Below are 23867 nucleotides of genomic sequence, written 5' to 3' on the forward strand. Positions count from 1 at the left end.
TTATTGTTTTTTAGCAGACAGTACACTCACGGGGCCGATCATACCTAATGGCTGAATAGGCTGGTTCTTGCGGAGTTCATTTGTCCAGTATTGCGCCACTTTATTATCAGTGAGCGTTTTCATATAGTTACCCATATTGGTGGTGATCTTTATCTCAATCGCATTATCACCTGTTTTCACATCCTGCGTTATGTTATACAAACGCCTGCCATACCATTGCACACCCAATGATTTGCCATTCACCGTTAGTTCAGAAATACCATGCACCTTTCCAAGATTCAACCAGATCGCATTGTTTTTATCCGTTACCGGCAGGTTATTGCGATAGGTGATCGTACCCGTAAAGTTCTGCAATTCCGCTATTTCTGCCAGGTCTTTCAATTCATCGAACGTTACTTCCTTCACGGAACCATCGATATGTTTGAGTGTAGCTTTCCAACTGCCGCTGAGTTTCACACCGTTGCCGGAAAGCAATGGCGCTTCGGCTTTTCCTTTCTTTGTTTTATCAAACACCAGCAGTTTGGAATCTGAAGGGCCGAGGTCTAATATGTAATGACCGTTCTCTCCATTCAGCGTGTGCCTTTCCCCGTTATCAGGGTTCCATACCCAGCCTTCCCTTTTACCGATCAGTTCTTTGGCAACAGTGATGTCTACCATATACCCTTCATCCATATGGGAATTAGTGAACAGCAGTATCTCTGTATCTCCAGCCTGGTAACGCACCTGTGTAACAAAAGGTTCCGGTTTGGCGATCTTTACATAAGGTTTGATCTGGTACTTTTCCTGCACCTCCTTATACCAGCCAATGAAATCCTTTTCCGGTTTCTTCAGCAGGATGAAATTATTAGGATGTGATTGCAGTTTCGTTACCAGGTCTTTCACCTGCTGATCATGTTCCGCATGATCCTTCCAGCCCGTAGATCGCTCCGGATATTTTTCTATACAGAAGATCCTTCCACCTGCCAATACAAAATCGAGCAGTTTTTGCAACGTAGCAGGTTCCATACTTAATACTTCTATCAGGAATAAAGTATGATACTTCCGCGGGCCGTAGTGCATGAACCCATTCTTAAAGGTAGCATCGCGGATCACGGATTCAGATACATGATCACAGGCATTCCCGTTCTTGTGGATGGCTTCCCAGATCAGCGGCTGGTAAGGCGGATGGATGATGAAAGGGAATGGTTCATTCTGTGCGCTGTACATGCCCCACATATCCGCAGTAGGCGGCAAAACAGCAATGTCTGCAAACATATCTCCCTGTTGCAGCAAAGCAGAGATCCGCGCTTTATAATCTGTAAAATGGCGGAAGTAAGGCCACCAGTTATTCTTTTCATTATAAAACCCGCCATACCTGATCCAGCCAGGGAACGGTGCATCCGGCGGTGTGTAATTGAAACCATGGAAAATGGGATGTGTTACACCGGATATCGTACTCTGGTCACCCGCTACTTTCAGCATCTCCAGGGAATCGTTGAATACCATATCCGTATTCGTTAGTTCCTCTGCACTGATGTACCGTTTGCCTTTCAGATGCGCGGCAGAAGACACATACTTATTGATCATCGTATAAGCCCTGCCCAGCAACGGTGTATCCTCCGGCATCTTATAACCGATGCCATACTTCAGCCAGGTTTCACATTCAGGCAGGTCAAAATCAAAACTGCCTTCCAGCAGGAAGTAACCCCTGCCGTATGCCTGCGCACGAGATTTCATGTTGTTCTTTTTGCACCATGCCACATACGTTTTAATAAAACTGTCTTCCAGCATTTCTGCTTTGGTCAGTTCAAAATCATACCGCATCCTTTGTACCATATCAGCAAATTCCGTACTCATGGAAACACCATACTGGTAATTGTAGGTGTTGCCCATGGAGGCGATCTTCAGCAATACAAAAGGCAGATAAGGATAAAGGTCATACCCGCGCCGCTTCTTAAACTCATCCATCATGTCACTGCTCCAGTTGGCGCCTTCCAGCTCCATACTGTCTGTGAACAATGCACGTACGTGGCGCGACAGAGGACCTATCCTATTCTGTATGGTGTCCGTCATATGATTGAGGTACTTGTTCACGGCTGTTTTGTTATAGTGATTCAACACAGGGCCATTAGCCCCCGGCGCACCGTTGATCACTTCCATAAAGCCTTTTACTTTAACAAGTCCGTATAAAGCATATTTACCTTTGGGTATATCCAGTTTAATGATATCGTCTTTCACCAGTGCCTTGAGGTCTTTCTCTTCACTCAGATCACTGATAGGGTCCGGTACCAGTTTTAATTCCATCATTTCCATTGTTCTGCCCGGGAAGGGAGAAGTAATGGCAGGATCTGCTTCTTTAAACAGATCGAACATGGACGTTTCATAATACAGCGGTCCTTCCAGTTTCTTAACCGCTATCACCACTACATCAGAACGTTCTTCTCCCTGCAGGTATTCAGCGCCAAATGGCCAGCCGGAACCCACAATAAGGTCGCAGGTCATACCTAAGGATTCCGCTTCTTTAAAGGTAGCCAGCAACAGGTCATTCCATTCATTGCTCAGCCATTGTAAAGAAGGTTTGCCCATATCATCTGTGCGGGAAGGGAATTTGATGGGATTGATCTCCACGCCACCAATACCGGCAGCATGCATCAACCGTAATTCCCTGATCAGTTCGTCTTTCTCTACTTTATCGCCATTCCACCACCAGCGTACAAAAGGACGGTAAACAGGCAGCGGGTCTTTAAACAGTTTATAAAGGTCTGTATCCCCCGCAGCAAGTGCTGCGCGAGCTATTCCCGGCAATGTACCAACAATAGAATATCCGGCTGTGAGGAATGTACTCTTTAACAGAAAGTCTCTTCTTTTCATTAATCTTGATTATATCTATTGTCCAGGAATATTTTCATCCATAGGTTGATCCGCCATTGCTCCTGCTGTGGCGATCCCTTTCTGTCTCCCATCACCATATAAGGTGGTGGTCCGAATTCCGGTGTGATCGTGCAGTACTGATCCCCGTTCTTTTTCCTTTGTTTGATCCATTCATCCCAGATGGCGAGGTGCGCAGCCAAAGCCGCTTCATATTCCGGCAATGCAGGATCCCATACCTGCGGTCCTTCTGTATGCCCTACCCTTGCATGAACATGACGGGCATGGCGGATCGCTTCCGCCACCGTATCCTGCTGATCTTCCAGGTAACTTTCAGATACGCAGAACCAGTGAGAAACATCCAGCGTTAAAGGCAGTGAAGGGAATTTCCGCAACAGTGGCCCTACTGCATGTGCGGCAAAGGTCCATTTGTTACGATGTGTTTCCTGGTACACCGGCACGCTTATCTGATCACATACTTCCAGGCATTGTATGATCTGCTCTTCCGTGTAATATTCCCGGCCTGTTTGCGCACTGATGAACAGTGGCTGCAACTGGCTGAGTGCCGTTAACTGTTCTTTAAAAGCAGTCAGGTATTCCTTAAAATTATCCGGCATAGGTATTACCGCCATCACAATGGAAAACTCCAGGTCATATTGCTTTAGCAGGTTCACAACGGTAGCAGGATCAGTAGGTTCACCATAAGGGAACCATTCCACGCCTGCATACCCTGCGGCTTTTACATTTTCCAGGAAAACAGGCCAGGGGATCTGTTCACTACCCCATCTTGGACAAAAGAATTTAACTATCATAAGGTTTTCGGGTAGATCAGCGGATTCTGTTCGTTGTTATTTAGCGGATCTCCAATTTTAAGTGTTTGCAGGTAATCATCCGGGAGGATGTTCTTTTGCCCGTTAAAAATATTGCCTTCCGGCATATAGGCACAGGTCATTGCACGGCGGAAACCATTGGTCATATTGGCACCCGCCCCATGGATCGTTAACCCATTATGGAAAGAACAGCTGCCGGCTTTCATGGGCGCAGCAACTGATGCAGTTTTGGCTAATTGAGGATACACGGTAAAGATGCCATCCATATTTTTTCCGATACCGCTATTCTCAAAACTCGTTTGCTGAAAAGATCCCGGTATGAAATACAGGCAGCCATTCTCATAAGTGGCATCGTCCAGCGCTACCCAGATGGATAGCGCTTTACGATCGGAGAAAGACCAGAACGGTGTATCAAGATGCCAGGCAGTGGCATTGGCCCAGGGCCGTTTAAACAGCGCCTGATCGTGCCAGATCCTGATGCCTTCAGCACCGGAAAGCTGAGCAGCCATCTGGCCGATACGTTCATCCAGCATGATATCTTTTACTCCTTCATGCGTTTGCCAGAGATTGAGCAACTGGTCAAACACTTTACCGAAGTAATCAGCATCTTCATTGATCCCATCATCCTCTCCCACTTTAGTATCCTTGCCCGGCATTTTTCTGCCGGCCCTTTGTTCAACTGCTTCCATCACCACATTGCGCCAGTGTGCCAGTTCATCCTTCGAGAGGAAGTCTTCTATTACAATAAACCCATTTTTCTGATAGCTTTCAATTTGCGCTTTATCCAATGTGTATTTCATAAATGGAAGATTTTAATAACCCTGGTTTTGTGTCAGTTTGGTATTGATCTGCCTTTCTGAGAAAGGGATGGCAAATATCAGTTTGTCGTTGTTCACCGTGTAAGAACCGGGTAACAGGTAACCGTAGGTAGCTTTCATCACAATGCCATGTGCATTCATTACGGCTACAGCCTGTTTGGTACGCACCAGGTCTAACCAGCGATGGTTTTCAAATGCCAGTTCCACTCTTCTCTCTTTCGCGATGATAGCCCGTAACTGCACCTGGTCTGTAGTAGTGATATCGTTCAGTAAACCGGCTCTTCTGCGTACCCTGTTCAGGTGCGGTAACGCTTCTCCTGATCTGTTGCTTTCATTCAGACTTTCTGCCAGCATCAGCAACACATCTGAGTATCTGAAAACGGGCCAGTTGTCTTTCGTGTTGTTAACAAGTGTGTATGGCGGATGCAGGTACTTTTTAATGAACCTTTTGGCGATCTTTCCTGCAGGAGGGCCCGCATACCCAACAATACTAACAATTTTTTCCGGTATAAAATCAGTATTGGAGTTCAGGGCGCCTTCTATCACAGCAATACTGGCATCCAGCCTTTGATCTCCTGCTTCATAAGCAGCCACCATATCATCTGTAGGGATGTTCCAGCCCCCGTCTGTATTGTTGTAAGTGATACCCAGGATGTTCAGCGTATTAGGCGTAACAGGAATAAAACGGTAGATCAGGTTGCCCTGTTGCCCGTCCGTACCATCTTTATACTGGATCTCAAAAATAGACTCAACACTGTTCTTCTTATTGGGATCAAATACTTCCGCATAAGTAGGCAACAGATCATACCCCATAGTGGTAACGCTTTGCAGCAATGGAACTGCCAGGTCATACTTCTCACGCGTCATATGCACCAGGGCTAATTCAGTAGCCACCATACCTTTGGTAACACGGCCGGATTGCGGGAACTTAGCCGGTGGCCCCAGTAAGGCCAGCGCATCTGTGAAATCACTGATGATCTGCGTATAGACAGAATCTACACCTGTACGTGCAAGAAATGCCTGCTCCGCTCCCTTCACTTCATGCAGCGGCAACGGTACAGCACCATAGTGACGAACGAGATCAAAGTAATAATGTGCACGTAATGCCTTTGCTTCTCCTACGATCTGGTTCTTGTCTGCTTCTGCCATTGTAAAATCTATCGTCTCTATCCTGTCCAGGATCACATTTGCACGGGAGATACCAGTATAGGCAGCTCTGTATCTGCTTAATACCACACCGTTGGGCGCATCATCCATAAAATCCGCCAGCTGCTCATACCCTATTCCTCCGCGGTCCTTTGCATTATAATCGTAGTGCGTATTATCAGAACGCATCTCATCCATAAAGAAGGCGATGTTATTGATACCGGAACCAGCCACATAAGTGCCCCTGGTGGCATCGATCGCGCCTCTGAGCGGTGCATAAACACCCGTTACGGCCTGTTGAAAATCCTGGGTGCTTTTATAAAAATTTCCTTCATTTAACTGCCCTTCCGGGAATTCAGTAAGGAAACGATCCTTGCAGGAAGAGAACAGCAAGACGGTAAGTATAATATTTATAACAGATTTCATACTTTAAAATTGATGGTGAATGCCTCAGAAATTGATGTTTGCGCCAAACATGAGTGTTCTCGGAATGGGGAAAGAACCATTGTCCTGACCCGCCAGTGTACCGAAATCCCGGGTATCATTCACTTCCGGATTCTGGCCTGGATATTTCGTAAACACAAACGCCTGTTGCAAACTGGCATAGAAACGGATAGACTGCAAATATTTCAACCGCTTCATATCTGCCGTGTAACCCAATGAAATGTTCTTAATAGTGAGATAATCACCGGAGAACACCCAGTTGGAATTAGCCAGGCGGTAGAGTTCTGTAGTATTGGCCAATGTTCTCGGCACTTTGCCATTGCCCGGATCCTGCTCAGAGCGCCAGCGGTTGGCCATGTCCTTGGTTACATTGAAGATCCCGTCTATGTTAACCAGGTTCTGCATATTGGTATTCATGATATCACTACCCGTTTGCCCTGCTATTACAATAGAGAAATCAAACTTTTTATACCGGAGGTCATTGGCCATACCAAAAATCATACGTGGGTTAGGATTGCCGATATAATCCTTATCATTCGCATCTATCTTTTTATCTCCGTTCACATCTTTCATACGGGTAGACCCCACCGCAGAAGTAACATGTTTAGGTTGCGCATTGTATTCAGCCTGCGTCATGTAAATACCATCAAATACATATCCCCAGAATTCACCGATCCTTCTGCCTACTGCAGTGCGGTTATAATCGCTGTAGGTATTGATACCACCTATAGGCGTATTATTCTGAAGGGCCATCACTTTATTATCATTGAAGGAAATATTGAAATTGGTATTCCATTCCAGTTCTCCGGTCAGATTGCGTGTATTGATCTGGAATTCATGGCCCCACATCTGGATAGTACCGATATTATATTTTATAGCCCCATAACCGGAAGCCCAGGGAATGACCAGGTTATGCAGCATGTCTCTTGTTTCCTTTTTATAGTAATCGTACGTGAAGGAAATACGGTCTTTCAGTAAACTCATCTCAAGGCCAATGTCCAGTTGCCGGGAAGTTTCCCAGCCAAGATACTTGTTACCCAACTGGGTAATTGATTGCCCTGGAGACAATGCGCCATCAAACACATAGTTAGTAGCGCTGAGCAGCGAAACCTGCGTATAATCACCCACATTATGGTTACCTGTCAATCCGTAACTTCCTCTTATTTTCAAGAGAGACAGTGCTTCTGATTTAGGGAAGAAAGGTTCTTCACTCACTATCCAGCCAACAGAAGCAGAGGGGAAATACCCCCACTTGGTGAATTCACCAAAACGGGAAGAACCATCCCCGCGGATATTGGCGGTCACGTAATATTTATCCCTGAACTGATAGTTCACCCGGCCAAACCAGGAAGCGAGGGTCCAGGCTGTATTATTGGTACTGCCTGTAGTAGTACTGGCACCAACGATCCAGGGGATCTTATCACCGGGGAAATTGGAACCATTGATATTCCTGAAGTTCTGTTCATATTTCTGCGCGCTGTATCCGGCCAGCAGATCAAAACTATGTTCCTTCAATTTGAAATTGTAGGTGAGCAGGTTCTCATTCAACCAGGAAACAATATTTGCAGAGTTGGCTGCTGCAGAAGGTATCCGGGGTGGCGGACTGCCAAAAGATCCTGTGGCGGAAGGAAAGAAGGCATTGTAATCGTAATTGCCGAGATCAGTATTAAATGTGGTCTTGAAATGCAGGTTCGGCAATAGTTCCAGGTCTGCATACACATTAGCCAGCAAACGCAGTGACTTCTGGTTAATGTTCATGATCATGAGCTGCTGATAGAAGTTAGGCAGCGCATACATACCATAGGAACTTGTTTTGGTAGGATAAGTTCCATCCGGGTTGATCTTGGGGATCAAAGGAGAACTGATAAGCCCACCTGAAATCGCGTTACGGTTATTATCAATGGAACTGCTGCGGGTATTCTTATCCACCTGGTAAACGGGATTAAGATTTAAACCCAGTTTCAGTTTATCATTGGGACGGTATTCGTTATTGGAACGTAAGGAGAACCGTTCCATACCAGTATTATACATCACCCCTTCCTGGTTGAAATAGGTGAGCGTGGTGCTGGACAATACCTTCTCCGTTCCCGTTGAGATACTCAGGGAATAATTAGAGATAGGTGCCGTTCTCAGCAAGGCATCATACCAGTCTGTTCCTTCTCCATACTGGGAAGGTGTTCTATAATCCAGCGGAATTTCTGCCAGGCCGGTAGCCGGGTCCTTCCAGTTTTCATACTTAATTTTGTCTTCATAAAATCCGTTCATAAAAGTGGCAAATTCACGGGCATTCATCATATCCGGCTTACCTCTTTTAGCAACAGACTGCCATCCGTAATAAGTGTTCAGCGTTGTGGTAGTACGCCCTAATTTCGCCTGTTTGGTAGTGATGATCACTACACCGTTTGCAGCCCTTGAACCATATAAGGCAGTAGCAGATGCATCTTTCAATACGGAAAAACTTTCTATATCATCCGGGTTGAGCAGGTTGATATTTTCATTGGTGATGGGTTGACCATCTACCACTATCAAAGGCTGGTTACCAGAACTCAAAGAAGCAGCTCCCCTGATCTTAAAGGTCATGCCCTGTCCCGGGCGACCTGATACCTGGCTGATCTGCACACCGGCAACACGCCCCTGCAGTTTCTGCCCGAACTCCGCCGCAGGGATATCCTGCACTTCTTTGGAAGATACCTTTGAAATGGCGCCCGTAATATTGCGCGCTCGTTGTGTACCATAACTCACTACCACCACTTCCTCTATATTACTGTTGGAAGCCTGCAGCTCAACGGAAATGTCCGTACGGCCATTCACCGGCTCTTCCAGTGTAGTATGCCCTATATAACTAAATACGAGTACCGCTGCCTTTTCTACGCTGATGGTATAAGCCCCGTTCACATCTGTAACCGTACCCACATTGGTGCCCTTTGCTTTTACGGTAACACCTACCAATGGTTGTCCTTTTTCGGTTACCTTTCCCTGCACTTTGATCACCTCCACTACAGGTGCAACCACCTCTTCCGGCGGTGCCTGCCTGATAATGATGGTTTTACCGGAGATCACATAGGTCACCGGCTGATCCTTCAGGGCAATGTTCAATACATCCCGGAAAGGCATTTCCTTTACGTTTAGGTCCACTTTACGGGTCTGCTGCAACAGGTGCGTATTATAGAGGAACTGGTAATCGCATTGTTTCCTTATTTCTTCAAATACTTTCTGGAGGGAGATGTTCTTCCCCGATAGCGTTACCGTTTGTGCAGAAACCTTTGCACTAACTTGTAAACAGGTTGCTGTAATTAGTACTATAAGCAACTTCATGACAAGGAATATTTTAAGGAGATGCCGGATAGAAGTGGCCCTCCTTTTACTTTGTGTATAGGAATCCATACCTTTGCAATGTTTGGGTGTGTTAAGAAATCGTTGACTGACGTTTTTTTCGGCTGCCCAAAGAATCTGCAGGAGCGTCGTAACCGCTCCTGTTTTCTTTTGCAGAAATGCTGGTTGTTAGTTTTTTCGCTGGTGGAATTGCCTTTTCATGTGTGGATCAGTTTTTGGTTAATAATCTGGTATCTATCATCAATTGCATTACTTACTTTAAAGCGTTTACTGTTACTCTTCTTCCTTCTACCTTAAAATCAATTTCATTGGTCAACTCCAGCATCTTCAATACTTCAGAGATATTGGAATTGCGGGAAATATATCCGGAATAGTCTTTCATTTTCATGTTGCCGGTGTATACGGGTTCTATATCATACCAGCGGGATAACTGCTTCATAATAATGGTGATATTCTCTCCGTTGAACTGGAAAAATCCGTTCTTCCAGGCCACCACCCTTTCCACATCGGGTTTGTCGATCACAAACTTAGTGCCACCCTCTTGCATCTGTGCCCGCTCTCCGGGTTTAATAGTGATACGTTCCTTCCCATTTGTTAATCGCACAGCACCTTCCAGCAAAGTAGTGGCAATAGCGCTTTCATCCTTATAGGCGTTCACGTTAAAATGGGTACCCAGTACTTCAATGGTGGTTTTATCTTCCAGGCTTACTTTAAAAGGGCGTTTCGCATTTTTAGCGATCTCGAAATAAGCTTCTCCTGTTAATTCCACCTTCCTTTCCGTACCGGTGAATGCAGTAGGGAATTTCAGGGAAGATGCCGCATTCAGCCATACCTTGCTGCCATCTGGTAAGGTAACAGAATACTGGCCGCCACGCGGTGTGCTGAGGGTGTTAAAACTGACAGCAGCATTTGCGTCAGTAGCTGTATAGTGAAGTTGACCATTTTGCTGATTGATAGTGGTGCCTCCCTGCTGGATCACCTGGTTGCCCGCACTGTCCAAAGTGACAACGGTTCCATCTGCAAGGTGCAGCACTGCTTTGTTGGTACCCGGTGGCACATCATTTTGCGCTGTCATCACCGCCGCCTCCTCTTTCCAGGACATGCTCCGCCAGCTGTAAAACCCGGCAAAAATCACCACCAAAACGGCAGCGGCGGCAGCCAGCCCGCGCCACCAGTTGATATGTTTACGGGTATGGGATTGTACGTTCGAGAGGATCTGTTCGCTTTGTGTATCGCTGAATACGTTCCCTTTTGGCTCAAAAAGGAGGTATGCTTCTTCCATGAGTAACTTTACAGCAGCTTCATTTTCAGGCTGGTCCATCAGCAGGCTCAACTCATCCAGCTCCTGCCGGGTGGCCGTTTTCTGGAAATAACGGTAAAACAAATAGGTGAGCCTTTCATTAGCCATATAATAGGATTCTATAGACTAAAGACACAGCGGTAATAAAAAAGGGGTAGTTGGGTGGGAATTTTTTTATTTTAATATAAAAAAGAAACAACACTGCATCCAAAAAGGGGGTAGCTTTTTATTTTACCATTAAAAGAAGAAACAACACCGCATCCAAAAAGGGGGTAGCTTTTCATTTTACCATTAAAAGAAGAAACAACACCGCATCCGGGTGGTTGCGCACATACTGCGTAATAGAACGCAAAGCCAGTTTCATGTGTTTCTTAGCCGTTTCCGTAGAGATGCCGAGTTGGATAGCTATCTCTTCATGTTTCAGCCTTTTATGCCGGCTGAGGAAGTATACTTTCTGCTGCTGGGGAGGCAGCTTGGCCACTGCCGCATCCAGGATAGCCCGGTAATCATCTTCCCGGTAACCGGAAGGGATGGCTTCCTGCTCCACCTGCCTGGCCCATTGCTGCTGACGGGCCTGTTCATTCACCCGCTGCCGCAAGCAATTGAAAGCATGGTTCCTGCTGAGGATAAATAAATAGTGGGTAAAGCTGTTCAGGGAAGGCAGGGTTTCCCTTTTCATCCAGATCTTGATAAAAACATCCTGCACAATATCCTCCGTCATCTCCATAGAATCCGTGAGCAGATAGATATATTCCGCCAGCTGCTGGTGATAGGCATAGAACAGTTCTGCAAACGCATCCGGTTCTCCCTGCGCCACCTGCTTCAGTAATACTGATTCGTTATGAACGGATCTTATTGACAATCTAGCTTAGGATTTAACAATAAATTTAAACAAAGTAATTGCTAATTTCAACTTCCTCGCTAATATAAGTTGAACCTCATTATTTAGCATCCTGCCCCATCATGCGCTATGTCCATATTTTTCTGATATTTGCCCTGTTATGAAAACAACAGCAGAAAAACTGGTTTTTAATAAGTTGTACGATCAATATGTGTATCTGAACTTACCACTGGATAAGATAGATCCGCAATCAGATTTCACGATCCACAATCTGAAAGACATCCATGATGTCATTCCTTATAAGTCCCCGGTATTCAGGACCAACTTTTTCTCCTTCGTTTTTGTAAAAGATGCATCCGGGCAATACACCACGGACGACCAGGTATTCAACACCGTACCCGGTACCATCTACTTCACCAACCCCGGCCATTTTAAATCCTTCGACTGGCGGGAAATGCGGGAAGTATGCCTCGTTACCCTCAGCGAATCCTTCCTGAAAGAGAATGTACATCCAAAGATCTTTGAAGAGTTCCCCTTCCTCCTGGCAGAAACCGTACCGCCCAGGGTATTGCAGCCCGAGGTGTTCGCCCAGTTCGAACAGCTGTACCTCCAGATAGAGAAAGAGTACTTTGGGGACTCCCTCTACCGGAACCGCCTCATCGGCAACCTCTTTGTGGTATTGCTGCTGAAGATCAAGGAATACTTCTGGGAAGATTATAACCCTATATATGAAGGGAACAGAAGCTCCCATATCGTCAAAACCTTTAAAAGGACACTGGAAAAACACTACCGGGATCTCATGAGCGGCAAGGCAGACAAACCCTACCGTATCCAGGACTACGCAGACGAGCTGAACCTTCACCCCAATTACCTCAGCAATGTGATCAAAAGCAAAACCGGTAAACCTATCGGCACCTGGATCTCAGAGAAAACCATTGCAGAAGCCAAGTCCCTCCTGCAGAACTCGGCTATATCTATTAAAGAGATAGCCTGGCAGTTAGGCTTTACTGAATCCACCCATTTCTCTAACTACTTTAAAAAACATACCGACCTCTCCCCTGTTCTTTTCAGGAAACAACACGTTTCTTAGGAATTTGTATCTTTTTGTGGAATACCCGTCCTCTTTAGGCCTATAAACAGATGATCTTTGTTCTATCAAAGTAACAAACTAAAACAAATCATATGAGTACGCTAAAAGGAAAAGTAATCATCGTTACCGGGTCATCAAGAGGCATCGGCGCTACCATCGCACACCAACTGGCTAAAGCCGGCGCCAGTGTAGTAGTAAATTATGCAGGCGGTAAAGACGCTGCAGAACAGGTAGTAAATGACATCAAACAACAAGGCGGAGATGCCATCGCTGTACAGGCAGATGTAAGCAAATCAGACCAGGTAAAAACACTCTTCGACACCACCATCGCACAGTATGGGAAAGTAGATGTACTGGTGAACAACGCCGGCATCATGCTTACCAAACTGATCAAAGACACTACCGACGAAGATTTCACCCGCCAGTTCGACATCAATGTAAGAGGTACCTTCAACACCATGCGTGAAGCCGCTACCCGCCTGGCAGACAAAGGCAGTATCATCAACTTCTCTACTTCCGTTCTCCGCATCATGCTGCCAACCTATGGCACTTATGTAGCCACCAAAGCAGCCGTGGAACAACTCACCAGGGTATTTGCCAAAGAAGTAGGCAGCAGGGGCATCAATGTAAACTCCATCTCTCCCGGCCCCACCAACACAGAACTCTTCACAACCGGTAAACCTAAAGAAGTCATAGACCGCCTCGCATCTCTCTCCGCTTTCAACCGCATCGGTGAACCGGAAGACATTGCAGGTCTCGTTCTCTTCCTCGCCGGCGACGATGCCAAATGGATCAGCGCACAGAACATTGGCGTAAATGGCGGTATGGCTTAATTAATTCTACAACAAAATCACTAAACACTTCTAACACAACAAAATCTTAAACAAAATGAACAGGTTAAACAACAAAGTAGCCCTGATCACAGGATCAGCACGGGGCTTAGGGAAAGCTATTGCCGAACGTTATGCAGCTCTTGGCGCAGACATCGTCATCAACTATTCAAAAGACAAATCTTCTGCCGATGAAGTAGTCAGCAATATCACCGCCATGGGCGTAAGGGTAATATCTGTACAGGCAGATGTAAGTAAAGTGGCTGATCTCGACAGATTATTTAAAGAAGCCATCGCCGCTTTCGGAAAGATAGACATCGTAGTAGCCAATGCAGGTATTGAAATGGTAGAAGTACCGGTAACGGAATTCACCGAAGAACAATTCGACAAGGTGTTTTCCATCAACACAAAAGGAACCTACTTCACCATGCAGCAGGCAGCAAAACATATATCTGATAACGGAAGGATCATTTACATCGCATCCAGCACTACTTCCTTCCCTGTTCCGGGTATGGCAGTATATGGCGGCAGCAAAACCACACCAAGATATTTAGTGGACATCCTTTCCAAAGAGATCGGTCACAGAGGCGTAACGGTGAACTCCATCATTCCTTTTGCCGTAGACCACTCCGGTATCTTTGTAGATCCAAAAGCATATCCTGAGTTAAGGAAACAACTCCTGGACAGCTGCCCAATGGGAAGACTGGCAGAAGTAGAAGACGTAGCCAACCTGGCAGAATTCTTTGCCAGCGACCTATCTTCCTTCGTTTCAGGACAACACTTATTAGTAAATGGCGGAGCGACTAATTAATGGGGACGATTAGTTGGAACCGGGTCAGGTTATCTGGCCCGTTTTTTTTATATCTTGAGGCATGGCAACATTTAAAATAGATCACAGCTTTAAATTAATCAATCATGGTTTAGTAATAGTTGGTGAATTACTCAGTGGGAGCATTAAACCTAATGATATCCTGCAATTAAAAGATGGCCCTTCCTTAAGGATCAAAAGCATTGAGTCCGTTGATAATATAGCGGAGCAGATCTTTAGAACAGGTTTATTATTCCACTATGAAAATGAAGAACAGCAGGAACAACTGGAAAATCTGAAGGTGACTCCGCAAATAGCAGTTATTGAAGACTGCTGATGATCTAGCGATTGATCAAGGCTTTCAAATCTTCAATGGACAACACATCAATCTTTTTATGCAACATCCTATGGCAATTAGCGCAAACTAAAGCTAGGTCTTTTAGAGATGTTTTCGAAGAGGCCTGCAAACTAGATAATGGAGTACGGTGATGGCATTCTATAAAACCTATTCCTAATTCACCATAGCGTTCATAAAAATCAAACTCACAAATTTCACAAACTAATTTCCCAAATAACACTAACGCCCGTTTTTTCTTTTGTTGAACAATTTTAGCAGAACGTTCTCTTGATTTGTGCAGTTTATATAGAATACTTCCTTCGGCGACCGTATCATTCCATGTTTGTTCATCTTCCTCAATAGACAGTATTTCAATCCTTATGCTATCATCATTATTTATTCTAGTAATTTCAGCAGCAATTGTTTTTAGTAATTCTTTCTTATCGTTAAATTCAAAAAACACTTGCTTATCCATTTTTGACCCCCTAGTCATTCCTTTCCCTGAATGATTTGGATCAACCGCCAAAAAGTTGGAGAGTTTCATACTAACCCCATTAGGATTTCTGAACTTCTCTTTATCTGGCCGATCTGTAACTATTGGAAGCCTGTTAAGCATTCTGCTTAATTCAATGACCTTTGGATTCCTTGCATCAATTGAACCTCTATCTTTCGAAAAATAAAAATGGAGGGTAAGAATGATCTCATCCCTATGCCATTTTGGGTTTCGCTTCATTTATGTCGATTTGGGTATAATGCAATAATAATAAAATTTCCAATTCATCACTCAATTCCCCCAACTCACACACCTCTCCATTTAAATCCCCCTACCCTCACTATACCTTAGCATTCGAAAATAAAAAACACCCCAAGGATCATGATTAAAAAAATCCTCAAATGGACGGCATTGGTTGTACTAACGCCTATCGCCATTATCCTGCTGCTTGTCCCTTTCCGGCAAAAATTGAAATATGAAGCTCCCTTCCCTGAGATCAAAGCCTCGAAAGACAGCGCTGTGATAGCTTACGGGAAACATCTCGTATTTGGTCCTGCACACTGTATGGACTGCCACAGTACCGCCAATAATGATTCCCTGCTCAGCCTCGGCCAGGAACCCTCTTTAACCGGTGGGTACAAATTCAGCTTACCACTGGGAGATATCTATTCAAAGAACATCACCCCGGATGAAGAAACCGGCATCGGTAAATATTCAGATGCAGCCATTGCCCGTATCTTACGGTATGGTGTACACGCAGACGGACGTGCAGTATATGAGTTCATGTCTTTCCACGATGCCAGTGATGAAGACCTCACTGCTATTATTTCTTACCTCCGCTCTGCACCATCCGTTAAAAAAGAGGTCCCCCAACACGATCTTAATTTCATGGGTAATCTTGTGCAAGCCTACATGATCAAGCCTAACGGGCCGCATGGAGAAATTCCCAAATCCGTTGTAAAGGATACTTCCGCTTCTTATGGAAAGTACCTGGCCCATAACATTGCTAACTGCAATGGCTGCCACACTGCAAGAGACCTTGCAGGCAACTCAATCGGCGAACCCTTTGCAGGAGGCACACCCATAGAAGAACGCCTGGGCTCCTTTACGCCGCCGAATATCACCCCGGATTCCACCAGCCGCATCTTTAACTGGAGCCAGGAAAACTTCATCGCGCGGTTTCGTTTAGGCAAGATCGTGGAAGGTACCCCCATGCCCTGGAGCGCTTTCAAAGGCATGACGGATAATGAGCTGAAAGCTATTTATAAATACCTCCAGACCCTTCAACCAGTACACACTGAAATAGCCAGCACATTTAAACCCAAAGAAGCAAAATGAAACAAGTGATCTTTTGTCTGTTGTTTGCTAACACCGCCTTTGCACAAACCGCCTGTCCACCCTGGGTGGCGACACTCGAAACAAGGAATAACAGCACACCCGCATTCCGCAATGCCGTTCTTGCCATTGAAAAAACAGCACGGGACAATCCGCATTTCAATAGTATAACACCTGCAAGATTTCGCACATCGATGACCATGGGTGGCGGTTACGCTCAGATCAACGTGAAAGCATACAGCCAAAAAGGCTGGGATGATAAATGTGGCATCATTCCGCAGGCAGACAGGATAGCCGCAGACGATGCAGGTATCTCTTTCAACATCAACAAAACCGGCCCGCATTATACCTCCCTGGAAGACAGCCCTGTGAAAGACGAAAAACTGGATGCCTTTAAAGAACCTGTAAGTACTAAAACGATAGGCGGCCAGCCGCTGTATTATGAAAGCATGGGCAATCACTTCCTGCTGATCACTTACAATGGAGAGGTGCCATGGGAACCGGTAACCACAGCAGAATACCTTGATTTCATTGAACGAAGATTACAAAGGCTGATACAAGACCATAAGGACCAAAATAAACTCCAAACCTTCACACCCAGCGATCCTTTAAAAAATGGATATTATCTTGAACTGAAAAAAACAAAACCGAAGGAAGCAGAAGAGTTTATTGCGCTCGCTGAAAAGATGAATAAAGAAATGGCTGTATCCATCAAAAAAGCAAATGAGATGATAGCAACCGGCGCAGTTAATCTGCAGAAAGATCTGGATGAATTCAGGGCCCTGCGTGCTACTTATTCTGCCGAAGATCTGAAAAAACAGGCCCTGCGAGGCCATAGCAAGTTCGGGCTATACACCGGCGAGTATCCCAACTCTAAAGCAGCACTCGTAAAGATCAAAAAGGAATTCCTTCTGCCGGATAAGATCAGGCTCATCACCATCTGGGCTGCAGGCACGATATTAGACTGGAACGAACGTATTCAAAAGGCATTGGAAACGCTGGATTATAAAGCTATTAGGCAAGTCATGTATAAAGGATAATACCCTACCTTTAGTCATAAATGATCGCACTATGACCTACCAGAACCGTACTGTTTTCATTACCGGCGCCAGCAGAGGCATCGGAGAAGCGATAGCCCTCAAACTCGCTGCCGCAGGCGCTAATATTATTATCGCTGCAAAAAGCGTAGAAGAAGATCCCCGCCTGGGCGGCACCATTTTTTCCGTAGCGGAAGCCGTAGAAAAAGCAGGCGGCAAAGCCCTCCCCATTCAGGTGGACATCCGTGATGAAGCCAATATCCAGCAGGCTGTTCAGCAGGCAGCGGAGAAATTCGGCGGCATAGATATCCTCATCAACAATGCATCCGCCATACAATTAACAAATACAGAACAAACACCCGCCAAACGTTTCGATCTGATGCACGACATCAATGTACGGGGCACTTTCCTTGTTACACAACACTGCATCCCCTGGTTGAAAAAAGGCACTAACCCGCATATACTTACCTTATCCCCTCCCATCAATTTAGCCCCGAAATGGTTAGGCCCCCATGTGGCCTATACGATCAGCAAATACAATATGAGCATGCTTATATTAGGCTGGGCGGAAGAATTAAAACAATACGGTATCGCCGCTAATTCACTCTGGCCGGCCACTACCATTGCCACCGCCGCAGTAAAGAACCTCCTGGGAGGAGACGCACTGATCAGCATGAGCCGCAAACCGGATATCATCGCAGATGCTGCATTTTATATCCTGAGCAGGTCTTCCGCCAGTTGCACCGGCAATAATTTTATTGATGAAGATGTATTGAAGGACGAAGGAATAACCGATCTCGAAAAATACGCCGTTACACCCGGCGGGAAATTATACCCGGACCTTTTCCTGTAAGCGAACACCACCTGTATTAAAAGCGGACAGTTTACAAATCCACAGAACTATAAATACTTCATTATCAATACACTCTAAAGGTGGCATCCTGTTTGAACCCCTGCTATCTTATGCTGCAAAACTACATAAAGATCGCCCAGCGGAATATCCTCAAGAATCGTTTCTATTCCCTGTTGAATATCACCGGGCTGGCAACGGGCATTGCCTTTGCCATGCTGATCATGGCGTATGTGTGGAGCGAATTGCAGGTAAATGCCAATTTGAAGAATGCCTCTCATCAATACATCCTCCAGAGCAAATGGAAAGATCCCAATATGGGATTTGAACTGGCTACTATCGGCCCGCTCGCTAAAGCCCTCAAGGAACAATACCCCACCCTCGTAAAAAACTACTATCGCTGGGATGGCGTTACCACCAACGCCGCCGTAGGTGAAAAGAAATTCCGCCAGGGTGTGCAGATGGGAGACAGTACTTTCCTCACCATGTATGGTTTTAAAGTATTGTACGGAGATGCCACCACGGCGTTGAATGATCCTTACGCCATGGTGCTCACAGAAACCATGGCTAAAAAGTATTTCGGCTCAACGGATGTACTCGGCAAAACAATGAGCCTGGAAAACTTCTCCGGTGATAAACATGATTTCCAGGTGACTGCCGTGATAAAGATCAACGGCAAAAATTCCGTTACCAGTCTTACAGATCAAAATGAAAACGGCATCTATCTTTCGCCCAAAGCATTCCCTTTCTTTGGCCGCGATATGGAAAGCTGGAACAATCCATATATAGTAGGCATGCTGGAATTGCAGGATGGTGTAACTGCAGCGCAGCTGAAAACACCCATTGCCACACTGATCAAACAAAATACACCTGCGCAGATAGCTGATAACATAAATCCTTATGTGGTAGCCCTGAAAGATTATTACCTGCAAAAGGATAATCGCTTAGTAAGCCGCATGTTGTATACACTTTCCGGTGTTGCACTGTTTATCCTGCTGATGGCCATCATTAACTTCATCAATATTTCCGTGAGCCGTTCTTCTACCCGCATGAAAGAAATAGGCGTGCGCAAAGTACTGGGTAGTTTAAAGAAACAGCTCATCTGGCAGTTCCTCATAGAATCCACCATCCTTGTTTTTATTTCTGCGATACTGGCATTTGTGCTCTACCTCGCATTGAAACCTACTTTCAGCCAGATCCTCAACAGGACCATCCCTTCACTGGATGAATTCCCCTTGTACTTCATTACTTTCCCGCTGTTGCTGATCTGTTTAACAGGACTGGCAGCAGGTCTCTATCCGGCCTTTGTATTATCCTCCCTGAAATCAGTGGACTCATTAAAAGGCACGCTGAAGTCAGTAAAAGAAAATGTGATCTTACGCAAATCATTAGTGGCTTTTCAATTCTTCACAGCTGCTATTGTACTCATAGGCGCTTTCATCATCACGAAACAAATACAACTTTTCTTCAGCAAGAATATTGGCTACGACAAGGAATATGTAGTGTCCGCCCAGGTACCAAGGGATTGGACACCCAAAGGTGTGAACCAGATGCAGGGCCTGCGTACACAATTTGCAGCCATGCCGGAAGTAAAAGCCGTATCACTTTCTTTCGAAATACCAGATGGCGGTAACTCCGGCAACCTGAATGTGTATCGTGCCAATGCAGATTCTACCACAGCCGTAGCTTCCTATATGCTCAGCACCGATGAGTATTATGCGGATACCTATGGCATTCCCATGGCAGCCGGTAAATATTTTAATGAGCCCGGCATGTATACAGATAGCAGCAAAGTGGTGATCAATGAAAAGATGGCAGCTTCCCTGGGCTGGAAAGTACCAGAAGAGGCTATCGGGCAACAGGTAAAGCTGGTAGGGTTCAACACGCTGTCTACCATCGCCGGTGTTACAAAAGATTTCCACTTCTCCTCCATGCAACAGGCCGTACAGCCTATTATATTCATCAATGTAAGGAGCGCGAATATCTTCCGTTACTTTTCCTTTAAGCTGAAAGGAGACGATGCCATCAAAACCCTCCAGCGCAAATGGGCGGAACTGATGCCCGGCGCCCCTTTTGAATACAAATTCACAGACGACATCCTGGCGAATATGTACCAAACAGAAGTGCAACTGAAACAAGCGGCCTACACTGCCACGATACTTTCTTTCATCATTGTGTTATTAGGGGTAACAGGCATGATCTCTTTAAGTATTCAGAAACGCAGGAAAGAAATTGGTATCCGCAAAGTATTAGGTTCTTCCATCAATGGCATAGTAGCCCTCTTTGTAAAAGAATTTGCCGTAGTGATCCTGGTAGCAGGATTGATCGCCTGCCCGGTAGCTTATATCATTATGAAGAACTGGCTGAATGATTATGTATATCGGATAGATATCACCGCGCTGCCTTTCGTTATTACGATAGCATTGCTACTGGCCGTAACCGGCATACTGATCATACTGCAAACCGTAAAAGCTGCATCCGTTAACCCGGTTAAAAGCTTACGATCTGAATAAAGCGTTCCCCCTTATTCTGCTATTTCCTATCTTAATAGAAGGACCCTTCCTGAAATTAAATGCCATTAATGAAAAGGAACCTTACCAGATGGGATTTTATATATAAGCTGTACAAGCAAAGTGGAATAAAAAACATATTCCAGGGCCTGAGGGTGATCACCCTCCCTTTTCTATATTTATCAAATTTGTACGAAAATGTAGTACAGTATTGGAAAGCATTAAAAAAAACTTTTTTGTCAATGCGGATATTTTTTTTTACTTTTCATATGTTCATTAACCAATAGCATATTCCCCACCCCCGATATTATTTTCCCCAAATCTTTGATTTCTACCCTGCAACGGTTAATTTCATCCCAACACTGCAATCGTTTGCAGAATAAGTAAATTTCCACAGTTATGAGAGCTATTATACACTGCCTATTACTATTGGCATTCACCAACACCTACGCCAAAGACGTAAACATCACCTCCCACGGCGCCATAGGCGATGGCCAGAAATTAAACACAGCAGCCATTCAAAAAGCCATTGACGAATGCCACAGCAGCGGCGGTGGCAAAGTGATCTTCCCCAAAGGCATCTTCCTTTCCGGCACCATCGTACTGAAAGATAAAGTAACACTCCATTTTGAACAGGATGCTGTTTTACTGGGCAGCACAGATGTAAACGATTATAAGAATATGGACCCCTTCACCGATGGCCTCGGCATCGATGTAGGATGGGCCTTATTAGTAGCCGTAGATGCAAAGAACATCGGCATTGAAGGAAATGGCACCATAGACGGACAAGGCACTAAACTAAGAGAACAACAGATCCAAACAGACACCCGTTCAGAATCATTACGCTGGGGCCGCCGCCCATTCCTCGTACGCATTGTAAGATGCGAAGGTGTGAACGTAAAGGACATCACCTTGAAATACTCCGCTGCCTGGACTTCCCACTACTTCCAGTGCAAAAAAGTGAATATCGAAAAAGTAAAGATCCTTAGCCACGGCGTACCACATAATGACGGCATAGACATTGACGGTTGCCAGGATGTACGCATCAGTGATTGCGACATCCAAAGCGGAGACGATGCACTCTGTTTCAAAACCACTTCCAGCAAAATGGGCTGCAACAACATCGTGGTTACCCGCATGCGTTTAAAAAGCGGCCACGGTGCCATTAAAATGGGCACTGAATCCATGGCGCCTTTTGAGAACATCAAGATCTCCGATTGTTATATCTACGATACTAACAACGGCGGCATCAAACTACTCACCGTAGATGGCGCACACCTCCGGAATGTAGATATCTCCAACATCACCATGGTGAATGTGAAAACACCTATGTTATTCCGCTTAGGATCAAGACTGAGTGTTTTTCGTAAAGGAAAAGACACCCAGCAGCAAACCGGCACCATGGAAAATGTAACGGTGAGAGATGTAATAGCAAAGGCATCAGCCAATGCACAATTGATGCCCCCTTCCGGTATCCTTATTACCGGCGTACCTGGTCATTATATTACCGGCCTTACTTTAGAGAATATTAAAATAGACCTCGCTGGTGGCGGAACCGCAGAAAACGCCCGCCAGGTAGTGCCCGAAGCCATTGATAAATATCCTGAAGTGAAAACCTTCGGACCACTGGTACCCGCATACGGCATCTGGGCAAGACACGTAAAAGGATTGAAGCTGAAGAACATCCAGTTCAACCTGAACAGTAATGACCTCCGCCCTGCTTTTGTTTGTGAAGACGGGAAAGATATTACACTCACTGATTGGAACATCCCTTCAACAGAAGGTGCAGAAGCGATTATCAGGTTAGAGAATGTGAACAAAGCCAATATAACCGGAGTAAAAGCAAAGGGAACCGCTCAAAATTTCGTAAAAGTAGAAGGAGCAGAAAGTAAAGATATAAAACAATCAAAAAACGAAGTACCCGCCACAATCAAATAACATAAAACGAAACCACAAAAACCAAATAACATAAAAATGCCCCCAAATAGCGTCCGGCTATTTGGGGGCATCATACTTTGTACTGTAATTAGAAAGGCCTCCACTCCGGATCCTTCGGCTCATCCGGCAAAGGCTTTCTCACACTGGAAACCATCGCCATTTCACAAGCCCCAAACAAAATAAAGTTCTGCTGCGCCTGTTTAAGCGAAACAAAATTCGCTCCTCCTGTATGATTAGGATTTTGAAACTGCGTCAGATCATCCTCCCAGAAACATACCGGGCAAATATCATAACTGCCAACCGGCGCTGAGTTCATCGTTTTATACCCACAACAGGGGCAGGTACCGTTGTTCATGTGAATCTCTTTTTCCATGGCCGTTTATTGGTCATCCATTTGGCATAAATAATAAGGAAAATGATCCACGGCAAGGCCCATGGTAATAAAATTATTATCATATGACCAAAGTACGATAAAAATTTGTCCTATTTCTGGAATCTCATTTGATATAAGAATATAACCAAAGCTTTTTATCATGAGACAGCTCAATGTATTCAATTTCACAACACTGAACGGCTATTACAAAGGCCCGCAGGAAGATATCGGCTGGCACAGCCATGGTGGCCCTGAAAATGAATATGGCGTGGAAGCCATGAAGGCTAATAGCACACTTGTTTTTGGCCGCGTCACCTATGAGATGATGTCCAGCTACTGGCCTACGCCCGATGCCATTAAGAACATGCCCGAAATGGCCAAAGGCATGAATGAAGCAGAAAAGATCGTTTTCTCCAAAACCCTCAAAAAGGCAGACTGGAACAATACAACGATCATAAAGGACATAAACGAAATGGCTACACTGAAAAAAGGAAACGGCCCTGATATGACCATCCTCGGCAGCGGCAGTATCATCACCCAGTTAGCCGGTTTGATAGACACCTACCAGATCATGATAGATCCCATAGCCCTCGGTGATGGCACTCCCATGTTCAAAGGAATGAAAACCCCGCTGCACCTGGAACTGGTAGATACAAAAACCTTCAAAAGCGGAGTCATTCTCTTAAGCTATCAGCGGATTCCTTAAA

Annotated in this window: 19 protein-coding genes; 10 read left to right on the forward strand and 9 right to left on the reverse strand. The window is 45.2% G+C overall.

All coding sequences use genetic code 11. The features are described 5' to 3' along the window. The 7 genes from GFS24_RS07810 to GFS24_RS07840 all read right to left on the reverse strand — a co-directional run bounded on the left by GFS24_RS07810 (position 1) and on the right by GFS24_RS07840 (position 11580). On the reverse strand, positions 1–2850 hold the full coding sequence (locus GFS24_RS07810) for a glycosyl hydrolase (RefSeq protein WP_153659012.1): 2850 nt from the start codon (positions 2848–2850) through the stop codon (positions 1–3). Beyond that, positions 2850–3659: a sugar phosphate isomerase/epimerase gene (locus GFS24_RS07815; protein ID WP_153659013.1), complete on the reverse strand. Its 810-nt coding sequence runs from the start codon at positions 3657–3659 to the stop codon at positions 2850–2852. The genes GFS24_RS07810 and GFS24_RS07815 overlap by 1 nt, the downstream gene beginning before the upstream one ends. Beyond that, the gene (locus tag GFS24_RS07820; RefSeq protein ID WP_153659014.1) at positions 3656–4477 is read right to left on the reverse strand and encodes a phytanoyl-CoA dioxygenase family protein; all 822 of its coding nucleotides are present in this window, start codon (positions 4475–4477) and stop codon (positions 3656–3658) included. The genes GFS24_RS07815 and GFS24_RS07820 overlap by 4 nt, the downstream gene beginning before the upstream one ends. A 12-nt stretch (positions 4478–4489) precedes the next feature. Further along, positions 4490–6067 carry a RagB/SusD family nutrient uptake outer membrane protein gene (locus GFS24_RS07825; RefSeq protein WP_153659015.1) on the reverse strand — a complete coding sequence of 526 codons (1578 nt, stop codon included), beginning with the start codon at positions 6065–6067 and terminating at the stop codon, positions 4490–4492. 24 nt (positions 6068–6091) lie between these two features. After that, entirely contained in the window at positions 6092–9400 is a 3309-nt protein-coding gene (locus GFS24_RS07830) for a TonB-dependent receptor (RefSeq protein ID WP_173003006.1), read from the reverse strand. Positions 9401–9671: 271 nt separating this feature from the next. Then, on the reverse strand, positions 9672–10826 hold the full coding sequence (locus GFS24_RS07835; protein ID WP_153659017.1) for a FecR family protein: 1155 nt from the start codon (positions 10824–10826) through the stop codon (positions 9672–9674). Between the two features lie 172 nt (positions 10827–10998). Further along, positions 10999–11580: an RNA polymerase sigma-70 factor gene (locus GFS24_RS07840; RefSeq protein ID WP_153659018.1), complete on the reverse strand. Its 582-nt coding sequence runs from the start codon at positions 11578–11580 to the stop codon at positions 10999–11001. Between the two features lie 139 nt (positions 11581–11719). Between GFS24_RS07840 and GFS24_RS07845 the strand changes: the two genes are divergently transcribed. The 4 genes from GFS24_RS07845 to GFS24_RS07860 all read left to right on the forward strand — a co-directional run bounded on the left by GFS24_RS07845 (position 11720) and on the right by GFS24_RS07860 (position 14624). After that, positions 11720–12649, forward strand: coding sequence for an AraC family transcriptional regulator (locus tag GFS24_RS07845; protein ID WP_153659019.1), 930 nt, complete (start codon positions 11720–11722; stop codon positions 12647–12649). A 92-nt stretch (positions 12650–12741) separates the two neighbouring features. Then, positions 12742–13482, forward strand: coding sequence for an SDR family oxidoreductase (locus tag GFS24_RS07850; protein WP_153659020.1), 741 nt, complete (start codon positions 12742–12744; stop codon positions 13480–13482). A 55-nt stretch (positions 13483–13537) separates the two neighbouring features. Beyond that, positions 13538–14290 (forward strand): SDR family oxidoreductase, encoded by a 753-nt coding sequence (locus GFS24_RS07855; protein WP_153659021.1) that lies wholly within the window; start codon positions 13538–13540, stop codon positions 14288–14290. A gap of 61 nt (positions 14291–14351) precedes the next feature. After that, complete coding sequence (locus GFS24_RS07860; RefSeq protein WP_153659022.1) at positions 14352–14624, forward strand: hypothetical protein; 273 nt, start codon at positions 14352–14354, stop codon at positions 14622–14624. Positions 14625–14628: 4 nt separating this feature from the next. Here GFS24_RS07860 and GFS24_RS07865 read toward each other — a convergent pair whose 3' ends face one another. Continuing rightward, positions 14629–15357, reverse strand: a complete 729-nt coding sequence (locus GFS24_RS07865; RefSeq protein ID WP_153659023.1) for an HNH endonuclease — start codon at positions 15355–15357, stop codon at positions 14629–14631. 141 nt (positions 15358–15498) lie between these two features. Here GFS24_RS07865 and GFS24_RS07870 point away from each other — a divergent pair, with 141 nt between their 5' ends. The 5 genes from GFS24_RS07870 (at position 15499) to GFS24_RS07890 (ending at position 22787) form a co-directional block, all read left to right on the forward strand. Then, positions 15499–16455, forward strand: a complete 957-nt coding sequence (locus tag GFS24_RS07870; protein WP_153659024.1) for a cytochrome C — start codon at positions 15499–15501, stop codon at positions 16453–16455. Then, positions 16452–17492: a hypothetical protein gene (locus tag GFS24_RS07875; protein WP_153659025.1), complete on the forward strand. Its 1041-nt coding sequence runs from the start codon at positions 16452–16454 to the stop codon at positions 17490–17492. Before GFS24_RS07870 ends, GFS24_RS07875 begins: the two co-directional genes overlap by 4 nt. A 31-nt stretch (positions 17493–17523) precedes the next feature. Further along, positions 17524–18342: an NAD(P)-dependent oxidoreductase gene (locus tag GFS24_RS07880; RefSeq protein WP_153659026.1), complete on the forward strand. Its 819-nt coding sequence runs from the start codon at positions 17524–17526 to the stop codon at positions 18340–18342. Between the two features lie 110 nt (positions 18343–18452). Further along, positions 18453–20852 carry an ABC transporter permease gene (locus tag GFS24_RS07885; protein ID WP_153659027.1) on the forward strand — a complete coding sequence of 800 codons (2400 nt, stop codon included), beginning with the start codon at positions 18453–18455 and terminating at the stop codon, positions 20850–20852. 396 nt (positions 20853–21248) lie between these two features. Then, the gene (locus GFS24_RS07890; protein ID WP_153659028.1) at positions 21249–22787 is read left to right on the forward strand and encodes a glycoside hydrolase family 28 protein; all 1539 of its coding nucleotides are present in this window, start codon (positions 21249–21251) and stop codon (positions 22785–22787) included. An 88-nt stretch (positions 22788–22875) separates the two neighbouring features. On the opposite strand, the gene GFS24_RS07895 is transcribed toward GFS24_RS07890, so the two are convergent. Beyond that, the gene (locus tag GFS24_RS07895; protein ID WP_216647371.1) at positions 22876–23160 is read right to left on the reverse strand and encodes a CPCC family cysteine-rich protein; all 285 of its coding nucleotides are present in this window, start codon (positions 23158–23160) and stop codon (positions 22876–22878) included. 160 nt (positions 23161–23320) lie between these two features. On the opposite strand from GFS24_RS07895, the gene GFS24_RS07900 reads away from it, so the two are divergent. Continuing rightward, positions 23321–23866, forward strand: a complete 546-nt coding sequence (locus tag GFS24_RS07900) for a dihydrofolate reductase family protein (protein ID WP_153659029.1) — start codon at positions 23321–23323, stop codon at positions 23864–23866. The last annotated feature ends 1 nt before the right edge of the window (position 23867 follow it).

Origin of the sequence: Chitinophaga sp. SYP-B3965 (assembly GCF_009647655.1) — a bacterium.
Classification (GTDB): Bacteria; Bacteroidota; Bacteroidia; order Chitinophagales; family Chitinophagaceae; genus Chitinophaga.